13 protein-coding genes and 1 other RNA gene are annotated in these 12,736 nt (G+C 33.5%); 8 read left to right on the top strand and 6 right to left on the bottom strand.

The features are described 5' to 3' along the window. Window position 1: 1 nt before the first annotated feature. Complete coding sequence (locus tag AACH21_RS00160) at window positions 2–649, bottom strand: O-methyltransferase (protein ID WP_077188316.1); 648 nt, start codon at window positions 647–649, stop codon at window positions 2–4. 250 nt (window positions 650–899) lie between these two features. On the opposite strand from AACH21_RS00160, the gene AACH21_RS00155 reads away from it, so the two are divergent. Beyond that, complete coding sequence (locus AACH21_RS00155; protein WP_338482539.1) at window positions 900–1,178, top strand: DUF2671 domain-containing protein; 279 nt, start codon at window positions 900–902, stop codon at window positions 1,176–1,178. Between the two features lie 29 nt (window positions 1,179–1,207). On the opposite strand, the gene AACH21_RS00150 is transcribed toward AACH21_RS00155, so the two are convergent. From AACH21_RS00150 to ssrS, 3 genes are all read right to left on the bottom strand, one after another. Then, window positions 1,208–1,912: a DsbA family protein gene (locus tag AACH21_RS00150; protein ID WP_077188317.1), complete on the bottom strand. Its 705-nt coding sequence runs from the start codon at window positions 1,910–1,912 to the stop codon at window positions 1,208–1,210. 54 nt (window positions 1,913–1,966) lie between these two features. After that, complete coding sequence (locus AACH21_RS00145; protein WP_077188318.1) at window positions 1,967–2,428, bottom strand: type II toxin-antitoxin system RatA family toxin; 462 nt, start codon at window positions 2,426–2,428, stop codon at window positions 1,967–1,969. Window positions 2,429–2,447: 19 nt separating this feature from the next. Beyond that, a non-coding RNA gene (gene ssrS / locus AACH21_RS00140) (6S RNA) lies at window positions 2,448–2,609 on the bottom strand. Window positions 2,610–2,711: 102 nt separating this feature from the next. Here ssrS and AACH21_RS00135 point away from each other — a divergent pair. Together AACH21_RS00135 and AACH21_RS00130 are read left to right on the top strand one after the other, a co-directional pair. Continuing rightward, window positions 2,712–3,302 carry a phospholipid-binding protein MlaC gene (locus AACH21_RS00135; protein WP_186809128.1) on the top strand — a complete coding sequence of 197 codons (591 nt, stop codon included), beginning with the start codon at window positions 2,712–2,714 and terminating at the stop codon, window positions 3,300–3,302. Continuing rightward, window positions 3,299–4,588, top strand: coding sequence for a bifunctional folylpolyglutamate synthase/dihydrofolate synthase (locus AACH21_RS00130; protein WP_265029969.1), 1,290 nt, complete (start codon window positions 3,299–3,301; stop codon window positions 4,586–4,588). The genes AACH21_RS00135 and AACH21_RS00130 overlap by 4 nt, the downstream gene beginning before the upstream one ends. On the opposite strand, the gene AACH21_RS00125 is transcribed toward AACH21_RS00130, so the two are convergent. Next, window positions 4,556–5,518, bottom strand: a complete 963-nt coding sequence (locus tag AACH21_RS00125) for a J domain-containing protein (RefSeq protein WP_077188321.1) — start codon at window positions 5,516–5,518, stop codon at window positions 4,556–4,558. The two genes, AACH21_RS00130 and AACH21_RS00125, sit on opposite strands and share 33 nt — an antisense overlap. A gap of 127 nt (window positions 5,519–5,645) precedes the next feature. Continuing rightward, window positions 5,646–6,478 (bottom strand): IS5-like element ISWpi1 family transposase gene (locus tag AACH21_RS00120; RefSeq protein ID WP_338482219.1). Its coding sequence is split into 2 segments (ribosomal slippage): window positions 5,646–6,109 and window positions 6,109–6,478, totalling 834 coding nucleotides; the frame shifts between segments, so codons are not numbered across the junction. Between the two features lie 583 nt (window positions 6,479–7,061). Between AACH21_RS00120 and recA the strand changes: the two genes are divergently transcribed. The 5 genes from recA to AACH21_RS00095 all read left to right on the top strand — a co-directional run bounded on the left by recA (window position 7,062) and on the right by AACH21_RS00095 (window position 12,610). Continuing rightward, window positions 7,062–8,129: a recombinase RecA gene (gene recA, locus AACH21_RS00115; RefSeq protein ID WP_010963008.1), complete on the top strand. Its 1,068-nt coding sequence runs from the start codon at window positions 7,062–7,064 to the stop codon at window positions 8,127–8,129. Between the two features lie 187 nt (window positions 8,130–8,316). Beyond that, window positions 8,317–9,009, top strand: a complete 693-nt coding sequence (locus AACH21_RS00110) for a phosphatidylserine decarboxylase (RefSeq protein WP_007548750.1) — start codon at window positions 8,317–8,319, stop codon at window positions 9,007–9,009. Continuing rightward, entirely contained in the window at window positions 9,006–9,776 is a 771-nt protein-coding gene (locus tag AACH21_RS00105; protein WP_015589351.1) for a CDP-alcohol phosphatidyltransferase family protein, read from the top strand. Before AACH21_RS00110 ends, AACH21_RS00105 begins: the two co-directional genes overlap by 4 nt. A 22-nt stretch (window positions 9,777–9,798) precedes the next feature. Next, window positions 9,799–11,142 carry an alanine/glycine:cation symporter family protein gene (locus tag AACH21_RS00100; protein WP_038199325.1) on the top strand — a complete coding sequence of 448 codons (1,344 nt, stop codon included), beginning with the start codon at window positions 9,799–9,801 and terminating at the stop codon, window positions 11,140–11,142. A gap of 1 nt (window position 11,143) precedes the next feature. Then, the gene (locus tag AACH21_RS00095; protein WP_077188354.1) at window positions 11,144–12,610 is read left to right on the top strand and encodes an alanine/glycine:cation symporter family protein; all 1,467 of its coding nucleotides are present in this window, start codon (window positions 11,144–11,146) and stop codon (window positions 12,608–12,610) included. The last annotated feature ends 126 nt before the right edge of the window (window positions 12,611–12,736 follow it).

Below are 12,736 nucleotides of genomic sequence, written 5' to 3'. Positions count from 1 at the left end.
CTTATGTTAGCTTTAAAGCTACAGTCATTCCTTCATCAGTTGGAATCAATATAGAGAAATATTTTTTTTCATCTGATAATCTATTATTAAACTCCCTCATGGCATGCCATGATTTTTCTGATACTTCTTTTGGAGGCGATTCTAAAAATACTGTGTTAAACAGTAGAGTGTTATCTGCAACGATTAGCCCATCTTGTTTAATGTATGACTCTGCCCAATCTAAATACTCAGGATAACTACTTTTGTCAGCATCAATAAATATCATGTCAAATGGTGCTTTTGCTGATAATTCATTAATTTTTTCCAGTGCATCGCCTTCTATTAGAGTAATTTTATCACTTAGATTAAAAGCACTAAAATTTTTTTTTGCTATTCTTGAGTGTTGAGGATTATTTTCTATTGTATATATATGACCGTCTTTTAGTAGAGCTTTTGCCATGCAAATCGACGAGTAACCGTATAACGTGCCAATCTCAACAATACTTTTGATTTTTTGGATTTTTATAAATAAACTTAATAGCTTTCCTTCTTCAGGGCCAATTTGAATATGTTGCTTTTTTTCAAGAATACAATATTCTTCTATTTTTTTATATTCTTTTGCAAATAGATTTCTTATGTATGACAATTTTATACTAAAATTATTACGCATATATTATAAATTAGGGAGACTTAATTCATACACAATTTATAAATATAATAATATAGTTTAAAATAATAAAAACATTTATTTTAAGTTATTATTTCATAGTATAAAATTTTAAGTGACAAAAATTATTATATATCGTACTATAGTTAACTGGTATAATAAACAGTCGATTATTATGCTAGAATTAAAGGGATTGTTTATGCGCATTTCTCTTTTTAAAATATAATTTTTATAATCAATTAGAGGGGGTTATATGTCTTATACTATTGCTGGTGAAGTTGAAACGTTAAACAAAAAATCTAACAAGAATGAAGGGGTTATGTTACTACATAGTCCAGCTTATCGTGAAAAGTATAAAGAACGTTTTGATGAAGCTCAGAGAAAAGTTATGGATATGGTTCAGTTTTATGATGGGACAATAGTATTAATAGAGAATAAAATCGCTATGTATTACTACACTTGGCACAGTAAAAAAAGAGAGTTTGAGCGTAAAAAACAACAAACAGTAGTGAAAAACAATGACTCAGCATAGAGTCTTTTATATGGTAAGCTACAGTGGTATTACTTCACTATAGCTTTTCCATATAATTTATCTATCACATTAGTGAAATATTTCAGCTCTTTATACCCTCCATGTTTAACTTTATTATGCTCTATATATGATTTATCATCGTTAAGCTTGATGAAAAATATTGGAGTGGCTGTGATACCAAGTTTATTAATTGCCAGTGATTTATCATTTACGATTTTATCCATTATTTTCTTATCATTAATGCATTGGTTAAATGCATCTTGCTTTAAGTTGCTTAGTGCAGCAATTCTTTGTAGTAAAGTCAAATCACTTAAATTGTAGTAATTCCACGAATCTATTGAGTTAAAAACAGCTTTGTTAAAATTAAAGTAGTCTTCTTGTTTTTCGTAGCAATGACTTAGCATTGCAGCCTTTAGCCCTCTGTAATCCAAAGGAAAATGACGAAATATATATAACATCTTACCTGTGTCTATATATTTCTCTTTAATTTTAGGAAAAACATTCCTATGAAAAAGAGAGCAGTGATAGCAAGTTAATGAAGCATATTCTATCATTAGAATTGGTGCTTTTGGATCTCCTAATAATTTATCATCAGGTAATGGCGATAATAGCTCATTTGATGTTATTTCATTGGGTTTTTTTTGAATGTATTGGCTATCGTATAAATCTTGCTTAACAACTGCATAAGAATTAACACTTATGAAAATTAATAAAAACAATAGTCTAAAAATCATTACAATCTAAACACTTAACTTACTGAAAAAAATTATACATTTATATTAATAATGTCAAGATAACTTTTGTTTAGCAAGGCTTTCAGCCCTATCTTTAAATGCAGCAATTATTTTACTTTGTGTATATTTATATACTGAGTTTAATAGGGTTGAAAATGAGTTGGACTTAAACTTAAACTCTATATAAAACTTTACCATAGTTTTATTTTCATCTATGGGAATGAATTGCCATTTATTGCATAGATGTTTAAATATTCCATTTGATGATACAGCTTTTATCCAACCTTCATTTGTTCTACTTGGAGAAAGAAAGGTTACCTCTGATGTATATCTTCCTTTAATTCCATGAAAAGCTGCTAGAAGGTCCACAACCATTTGATTGTCAATTTTTTCTTTTATATAAACGGCTTTGCACCAAGGAACAAAATCAGGATACCTTTCAACATCAATTACAATTTGGAATACTTCATTAGGCGAACATAGGAAGGTACCTTGTTCTCTGTATTGATGAAGCATAAATTTAGTACCAATCAAAAAAGGATCCGTATCTACCGTCAGCCTTAGTAGATTCCTGAGACCTGAAGTTAAGGTGGGCATCGCATATTAGTTTCAACGAAACCAGCAGAGGCAATTCCCTTCTCTAGAAATTATCGCTCGGGAAATTTAACTTAACTCATAACGCATAGCACAGACCCCTACTTGAATTATAGATGATTTACACAGGGCATGTCTATAGGTATATTAAAAGTCAGCGATTATTATTTAATCTTTATCAAACTTTGCATTTTAAGTATATCTTATGAATATTACTAAAGTTTTAATCATTATTGTTTTTATTGTAATTTCTTCAAGAGCTTACACTAGTTGTACAGATCACAAAATTTTTGTGCATACTATGAAGCAACAAGTAGACAGCATATCTACAAAAGGAAATAGAAAAAACCTAGAGCATGTACACGAAAAGCTTCAGGAGGTCATTCAGAATAATGTTAACCTCAAAGAAATATCTCGATTTGTCATGGGAAAATATGGGGTTTTGACTACCCAGAAGGAAAGGGAAGATTTCTTAAGAGAGTATGAAGTGTATCTTACACGTTTGTGCGTTAAAATTTTATCTAAATACATGAGTAATAGTGAAATGATCATAATGAGTACAAAAGCAGTTGACGATGAAACTTGCTTAATTGGCACAAGGTTCTCTTACGGTGATGAAGAATTTACAAATATTGATTTTAAAGTTACTAAAAATCACAGTTCTTTCTTGATAAGTGATGTTGTAATGAGTGGAATAAGTATTGCTATTAATCAACGTTCTCAATTTAGTGAGAAGATTGACACGCATGGCATAGCAAGTGTGATAGGTGAATTAAAATGTAACAATAATCTATGATATATATGCCTCATTGGCCTAAGCCACTTGGTAGCAGGCCGAATGATTTTTCTCTTGATCGCATAAAAAGCTTTCTTAGTAAACTAGATAATCCCGAGAAAAAAGTGCCTCCCGTAATTCATATAGCTGGAACTAACGGGAAAGGCTCAACACTAGCATTTATAAGATATATAATGCAAGCAGCAGGGTATAAGGTACACGCATACACTTCTCCACATTTGGTGAATTTTAATGAAAGAATAGTTATTGCAGGCAGTTATATCGACGATAATGAATTATATAGCTTGTTAGAAGAATGCCGTGCCGTAATTGCAGAACAACCTATCACTCTGTTTGAAGCTGCAACTATTGCAGCTTTTTTAGCTTTTTCTCGTCATAAAGCCGATATAACTTTAATTGAAGTGGGTATGGGTGGGAGACTTGATACAACAAATGTTATAGATAGTCCGATTTTAACAATAATTACTTCCATTGCACTTGATCATACGGAATATCTTGGCCCTACTGTAGAGACCATAGCAGGTGAAAAGGCTGGAATAATGAAACCTAATGTTCCTTGCGTAATAGCACCACAAGAAAAATCTATAATGAATACACTAGAATTCCATGCAATAAATAAGAAATCTCCTCTGTATAGAGGAGGTTTTGAATGGAATTGCAAAAAAAAGAACAACAAAATGGTTTTCCAATCAGCTATTCAATCAATAGAATTTCCTTTGCCGTCTTTAAAGGGTGATCACCAAATAATCAATGCAGGCAATGCTATTGCAGCATGTAGCATTTTGAGTGGAAAATATGGATTTGATATTGGAGAAGAGGATATCACTTCAGGTTTACAGTGCACTTATTGGCCTGCACGACTGGAGCGTATAAAAGAGGGCAATTTAATTTCTTTACTACCAAAAGATTGGCAATTATTTTTAGATGGTGCGCACAATAATGATGGTGCTAGAGTACTATTTCAGTGGGTAAGAGATAACTTTGCTGAAGGTGTCTATATAATTTTTGGTGTTACTCGTAACAGAAATGTAGAAGAGTTCTTAGAACACTTAAAACCATATATCAAGTTATTATGTGCGGTTTGTGTTAAATCTGAGCCTAAAGCAACAAATACAAACTTGATTAGGGAAAAAGCCAATAACATAGGAATAAAAGCAATGGAGTGTGAGTCAATTGGCGATGCAATATCAAATCACATATTAAAAGCCTCTATCCAAAACGTCAAAACCATACTGATCTGTGGCTCATTGTTCCTAGCTAGAGACTTCGCTATGGAGAATAGCTAACTTTGATGATATTAACTGACCGATGGGGAAATAACTTTGATTGCTCATAGTACTGCTTGGCTTTTCGTTATCGACTTCTATAAACTGATCATCACCTTTAAATTGCTCCTCAATTGAATTTATAGCTGTCTTTTTGAGAATATAATTACTTGCAGCATTTAAAATAGGTGAAGTAACAATTAAAAGCGTGAATGGTAATGAAAGTAATAAGCCGGATAACATCATAGAGTTAGTTATACCAAAGCCGTTGGCAACTAAATCTAATCCCACACCGAAAAACATTAAAGATGTACAGATTGTGTTGCTCAAAATAACTGAATTTTTTAGCCACTTTAATTTAGTCCTATCACTCTTTGAAAAATTTTCGCATTCTTGGTCAAAGTTAAACAATAATAAAATATTAGTCTGATGATTAAACTCTTTCCCATTTCTAGTATAAATGCTCTTAACAGCTAGACTCAAAATAGATCCTGCTAACAAGGGAGCAAGAAAACCTACTGCTATTGGTACATTAGAAGAAATACCATTAATTATTAAAAATGCAATTGATGTGAAGGATACTAAAAGAACTCCTAAGAGATTTGAATAAGAAGAATATTTTACATAAGCAGTTACATTATTGTTAATTGACTGCTGCTTATTATAGAGTTTATTTCTGCACTTATCATCTAAGTATTTTTGCAATTCTTCATAACTGCGACTCCACAACTTACCGCGTAATTCTTTTATTAAATTATTTCTTTTATTGAGACCTTTCTCCAATGGCTCTATTATAAATTCTTCAAAAAATGGCTTATTTAATGCAATAACCTTAAATTTCTCCTCCGCTTCTTTATTGTTTGGGTTTTTATCTGAGTGATATTTTAACGATAATTTACGGTATTGTTGACTAAGCTTTTTCTTAATATTCTTAATGTCAGAATTTACCACATCCTCCTTTTGAATATTAAATGTTAAAAACAACTGCTTTAAAGCGTGGTACTCATTTTCATTCAAAACATTTCTAGCCACATTACACCTACAAATTAACTAAGAGGTTGTCCGGAAACAAGTAAATTCAAGCATATTCCCTCTTTAACATAACCCTACTCATAGCTAGGTATATGAAATTCTCAGTGGATGTTGTGAGTAAATCATACTCCTTCGATAGCCTTCTATTCCTATTAACCCAAGCAAAAGTCCTTTCTACAACCCATCTTCTTGGCTGTACTTTAAACCCTTGTTCTCTTGTTGGTAGTAGCTCAGGTGGCGTATCTTTGTGCACCCAAAATCTACATGGAGGCCTTGTAACAATTTCAATATCTATGTCATATTCTTCCTTTGTGTGATTCTTTAAATTTCTTCCTTGGTATCCCATGTCAGCCCACATTTTTTTAACTTTAGTATATTTTGTTCTCATATTGTTTAATGCTATTTTAATACCATCTCTATCATTTTCGTTAGCAGCGCCTACGTAACAACCTAGTATAAAACCCTGAGTGTCTGTAATTATATGCCTTTTTCTACCCTTTACTTTTTTACTTCCATCATAGCCTTTGATCCCCCCTTTTCTGTAGTCTTTACAGATTGACTATCTACTATACAGGCACTCGGCTGCTCATTCCTTCCTATTTTTCTTCTACTATATTTTGTAATTTCATAATTCATTTTCTCAAAAATTCCCTGCTTCTTCCATTGCCTGAACTGCTCATACACAGTCTTCCATAGCGGAAAATCATTTGGTAAATACCGCCATTGACACCCTGTACGCAATACATAGAAAATTGCTTCTAATATTTCTCTTTTGCTATACTTTGGCGGCCTTCCTCCTTTCTTGTATGATACTCTGAAGTGTTTTTCTATTCTTGCCCATTCCCTTTCGCTTAGATCTGTTGGATACTTTTTTCTCATCTTTACCCCGTACTAAAATTTCAGATATTATAGCCTTTTACTTGTTTCCGGACAACCTCTAACTATTAATGTTCTATAATATACATATTTCCAAACTATGTCAATTATTTCATAAATATCTTTGGTAAAAATTATTTCTGTTATGACTAGCATGATAAGTGTATGAAGCGACTAAAATTGTCATTACAGCGCTTAGTGTACGACAGTGCTCCAACATTTAGGGTTGCAGTTTTCATGGCAGATCTGAGTAGCTGACCCATCTAAGAGGTGTCATTCAAGTAGCTGACACTGGAATGGCTTTGTTGCATCGCACCTTATACGGTAGTAATTTACAATAAATTCATGTAGCCATTTCGAATTTAGTCATTTCAGTGTTGGCTACTTGGATGACACCACCTGCTATGCTGCAAATTGCAACGTTCGTACACTAAAGTATAGTGTGTTACTAACGAAGGCAAACAAATATCTGCTTTATGAAAACGTTAATATTTTTCATTGAAATAATACATAAATACTAGAAAAACCTTGGCAGGTTATTCGCGTTTGATTATCATAGAGAATTATATAAATTAATAAATGATCCATGGCAAGTAACCCAGAAGAAAGAAATAGTGATAAACAAAAAGCGCTAGATAACGCAATAAGCCAGATTGAAAAAGCATTCGGTAAAGGTGCAATAATGAAGTTGAAGCAAAACCCTGTAGAAAAAATAGACACAATATCCACAGGATCAATTGCGCTTGATTCGGCTCTAGGTGTTGGAGGTCTGCCAAAAGGGCGTATAATTGAAATATTTGGCCCCGAGAGTTCTGGTAAAACCACTCTTGCCTTGCACGTGATTGCTGAAGCACAAAAAAAAGGAGGATCATGCGCATTTATCGATGCAGAACATGCATTGGATGTCTTATATGCTCGTAAACTTGGGGTAAGCACTGATGATTTAGTGATTTCACAACCAGACACTGGAGAGCAGGCGTTGCATATTGTTGAGTATTTAGTGTGTTCTGGTGCGGTTGATGTGATAGTTATTGACTCTGTCGCAGCATTAACTCCAAGAGCTGAAATTGAAGGTGATATGGGTGATCAACATATGGGGCTGCAAGCAAGGCTTCTAAGTCATGGGCTACGGAAACTAACCTCTGCCGTTTCAAAAGCGAACTGTATATTGATATTTATTAATCAAATTCGTATGAAAATAGGAGTAGTGTATGGAAATCCTGAAACTACCACGGGTGGAAATGCATTAAAATTCTATACTTCTGTAAGGCTTGATATAAGAAAAGTTGGTGTAATAAAAGACAAAGAAAATATTACAGGTAATGAAACAAGAGTTAAAGTTGTAAAAAATAAAGTTGCTCCTCCATTTAGAGAAGCGAAATTTGATATAATGTACAATGAAGGTATATCAAAACTCGGAGAAATAATAGATATGGGAGCAAAGCTTGGTGTGCTTGAAAAAGCAGGCGCTTACTATTCATATAACAACACACGTCTTGGGCAAGGAAGAGAGAATGTAAAAACTTACCTAAAAACAAACAAAGAAGTCGCAAATGAAATAGAAACGAAAATCAGAGATTTACTCAGAAATCATGATAATTCTATCATAATAGACGAGGATAGTGAGCAACTTTTAGAAGAATCAGTTTTCTGATCTAAACTTAGGCATTAGATTTTGTGTTGGACGGGTTGTTACAGTATGACGGTAATTCTATGTGCTAATATAACAATCTGTAATGTTACCTTGTATCAAAAAGACTTTGCTGAAGCAGTTAAAAAAAGCTTTTCATGAGAAATTATAAATGATAAATTGTTAACAATAGGTTATTGTTAATAAGATTATGTGTTTTGGTTTACCTAATATAAACAGGGAAGGTTATTCATTTATAGTAGTTTCCTTTATAGTAACGTGTATAGCATTCTCTATATCTTGGGGGTTTGGCGTTACGTGCTTGTTTCCGACATTATTGTGTACTTATTTCTTTCGTGATCCAGCAAGAGCTGTGCCAAACAATAAGAATCTTATATTAAGTCCTGCTGATGGTGTGATTTCAAAAATTGAAGAAGTTAATTATCCTTTATCAGCAGAAAACGGAGAGGAGAAGAAGTTTACGCTTGTTAGCATATTTTTAAGTGTTTTGAACGTCCATGTGAACCGTATACCAATATCTGGTACGATAAAGGAAATGAGTTATAAAAAAGGCAAGTTTGTATCCGCAATGAGCAATAGGTCTAGTAATGAAAATGAAAAGCAGGTTATTGTAATTGAATACGAAAAGGGGAAAGAAATTATTGTGGAGCAAATAGCTGGATTAATTGCACGTCGTATCGTTTGTAATTTAGGAATATCCCAGAACGTAAAAGCAGGTGAAAGGTTTGGAATTATAAGGTTTGGCAGTAGAGTGAATATCTATGTTCCTGCTGATACAGAAGTCAGAGTTTCAGAAGGGCAAACTGTTATTGGTGGTGAAACAATTATAGCAAACTTAAATAAGGAAAACGTTCAAGAGAAGCTTACTTTTGACGTTATATGAATAACGATGGAAGTAACAGTAGATTCTTACCTATTACTAAATTATTCCCAAACTTTATAACTTTATTGGGTTTATGTTCTGGTCTCACTTCACTTAAATTTACATTTAATGAACAATGGGAATTCTCAGTAATTTTTATCATCATTGCAGCAATAATAGATGGAATGGATGGCAGAATAGCTAGAATTCTAAAATCAACTAGCGATTTTGGAGCCCAGCTTGATTCTTTTGCAGATTTTCTAAATTTTGGTGCAGCGCCTGCATTTCTTTTGTATTTTTGGAAGCTAAACGAAATCAAAGTCATAGGTTGGATTTTAGTAATGATATACGTAATCTGCATATCAATAAGACTTGCAAGATTTAATGTTTCGCTACACTCAGAACAACCATACTGGGAAAAATTTTTCTTTTCTGGTGTTCCAGCTCCAGTGTGTGCTTTACTTTCTTTGTTACCAATAATTATTACCTTTCAATCTCATGAGAGTGAATACTTACTTCTCATAGAGCGATTTTTTAACACAAGAAACGTAGCTTGTTACTTTCTGGCCATTTCATTTTTTTCGATAAGTCACATTCCAACTTTCTCTGCAAAATATATTTATATTCCCAAAAGCCTATCCTATATATTTGTGTCATTTTTTGGAGTACTTATTGTATTTTTCATCAGTAAGCCCTGGATGACTCTACCAATTTTAGGTATAGTGTATACACTTACTATTCCAATAAGCATCGGGTTTTACATATATTTTACATATAAAACTCGTTAGCTAACAAAAAATAGAAAACTGCATGATTTTGAAGATAAGTGAACTATTAAATTCATTTCTGTATATAAAGATATTCAACATTCCATTTATAATTATTTGGGTAATTGCAACTGGAATCTTTTGTACTGCCCAGTTCAAATTCATTAACTTTAGGTTACTTAAATATGGAATACAGACGCTATTCAATCTAAAGTGTAATAACAGCAACAATGGCATAATCACTCATATTCAAGCGTTTGCAACAGTAATTTCAGGAACAGTTGGTCTTGGAACAATATCAGGAGTTGCAATAGCTATCACAATAGGGGGCCCAAGTGCAGTTTTTTGGATGGTAATTACCGGAATACTTGGTATGTCGATAAAGTTTGCCGAGGTGGTGCTTGCATTTACTTATCGCTCTGAAAATACAACTGGCGGGGCTTTTTATTACATGAAGTACGGGCTTGCAAAAATTGGATTTGCAAAAACTGGTAGATTTCTTGCCTTCACTTATGCGATTATGCTACTTATTGCAATGATTTTGGGCGGTATACCATTTCAAGCAAATCAAATAGCAGCACTATCAAATAACCTCCTAGAATACAACGCATCCATTATTATATCCCTGCTTGTCTTTATTGTAATATTGGGAGGAATAAAGCGCATTGCTTTCGTTTCAACGAGCTTAGCACCAATTATGATAGTGCTATATGTGGGTATGTGTATATATTTAATTTATGTAAACGGAAGTAATTTGCTGAATGCTCTATCCATAATATTCCAAGATATCTTCAATAAATCAGCTATAGGAAGCGGAGTATTGAGCGGATTAATAGCCGGAGTGAGAAGATCAGTGTTTGCTAACGAAGCAGGTACCGGAACAGCAGCTATAGCACATTCAGCTGTAAAAGAAGAAGATCCAATTAAAGTTGGGTGCGTTGCAATGATTGCACCACTTATAGACACAATATTAATCTCATTTTTGACTGGTATTGTGATAATTATCACTGGTATGCATAGCACTGATAACGTGGGTGATATTACACTAATTAGTTCGATATTTTCAACAGCTTTGCCCTTGTTCAGCAAGTTAGTTTTTCCGCTAATGATGTTTTCCTTTGCATTTTCCACAATAATAGCTTATTGTTACTACTGTGAAGTTGCTTTGCTGTATTTATTTGGTAGTAAAAAAATACTGATACCGTTCCAAATTCTTATAGTGGTTTCAGTGTATATCAGCTGTATGTCAAAGAATATAGAATTTATATCTTATCTAGGTGACAGTTTGTTTATGTGCCTTATGATTCCAAATGCTGTTGCAATATATCTACTAAGAAGGGAAGTTTTGAATACAATAGATTCTTATTACAATTCTAAAGGGTATTAACATGATTTATAGATTGCTTTGTATGGTGTTATTTTGCCTATTGTTTAATGATGTGTACGCTGCTTCAGGTTTTTACGAAAGTTATGACGCTGTGTTGAACGGAATAAATAATTTCATGAATGAAGTACTGTTTTTCAAGATCCTTTACGTGCCATTTATAATCCTTCTACTAGTTTTTGGTTATGTGTTTCTAACATTACGGTTTGGATTTCTCAACATAAGAATGTTTAAGCATGCATTTGCTATTTTATGTGGAAAATATGACACGAATCACCATGATGGTCATATTACGCATTTTCAGGCATTTATGACTGCACTTTCAAGCACAGTAGGTCTTGGAACTGTTGCTGGAGTCGCAATTGCAGTTTCAATGGGAGGGCCAGGAGCGGTGCCTTGGATGATGATTACAGGTTTTTTTGGTATGTCAGCAAAATTTGCTGAGGTAACGTTGGCGTTTAGACATAGAACAGAAGATCAGGACCAATTGTTTAGTGGTCCCTTTCAGTATATAAGGAATGGTCTGGAGGAATTTGGATTTAAAAAACTTGGTATTGTGCTGGCTGCCATGTATGCAGTATTCTTTGTATTATCAGGTCTTGGTGGAAGTGTAGCGTTTCAAACCAATCAAATGGTTTCAATATTATCTGGCTATTCAAGTTGGGTAGATGGTCACTCTTGGTTTCTTTCTTCCATAATCTCTGCGCTGCTTGCTCTAGTGATTATTGGCGGAATTAAAAGGATAGCTAGAGTATCTTCTGCACTAGTGCCTATTATGTCACTTATATATATCTTTAGTTGTATTATTATTATTGCATTTAATATTCATAACCTTGGTTATACGTTAAAAATATTATTTTCCACTATGATAGATTTCAATGCTGTTGGTGGAGGGATGGTAGGAGCATTTGTTGCTGGAATTCAAAGGGCAATCTTTGCCAGCGAAGCGGGTGTTGGTTCTGCTTCAATTACTCATGCAACAACTAAAGATGAAGAACCAGTAAGAACTGGGCTTGTTGCTATGATAGAACCATGCTTTGACACAATGTTAATTTGCTGTTTAACAGGAATAACAATAGTAATAACAGGTGCATACCAGACTAGTGTTGGTGAAGGGATATTAATTACTCAAAAGGCATTTGAGACAGTTTCTCCATGGTTTCCTATACTTTTAACCATAGCTGCACCTTTGTTTGCATTTTCTTCGGTAATTTCATTTGTATATTGTTGTGAAATGGGGTGGTTATATTTGTTTGGTGCAAAAAGTATAGTGATATATCGCATAGCGGTAATAATTGTGGCGTTTTTCTCTGGCCTTTCTAAAGACATAATGGCTATTGCTAATATTGGCGGAACTTTATTCTCTTGTTTAGCTCTTATCAACATGACAGCGCTTATACTGTTTAGTAATCAGATTAACGAGGAAGTTCAGTGCTACCTAAAAAGGCTGAGGAATAATAAAATCAATTAAATTTTGGCATATGCGGAGAGGTATAGCTATAATAAGTAAGATTTCCCTACGTCATACCGCGATTTATTCGCGGTATCTCAGCATAGATCCCGCTAACAAGCAGCGGGATGACGAAATTTTGCGATT

The organism is Wolbachia endosymbiont (group A) of Ophion costatus (assembly GCF_963969245.1).
Classification (GTDB): Bacteria; Pseudomonadota; Alphaproteobacteria; order Rickettsiales; family Anaplasmataceae; genus Wolbachia; species Wolbachia pipientis.
Note: the sequence above shows the minus strand (reverse complement) of the source record. Positions and strands in the feature narration are given on the sequence as shown.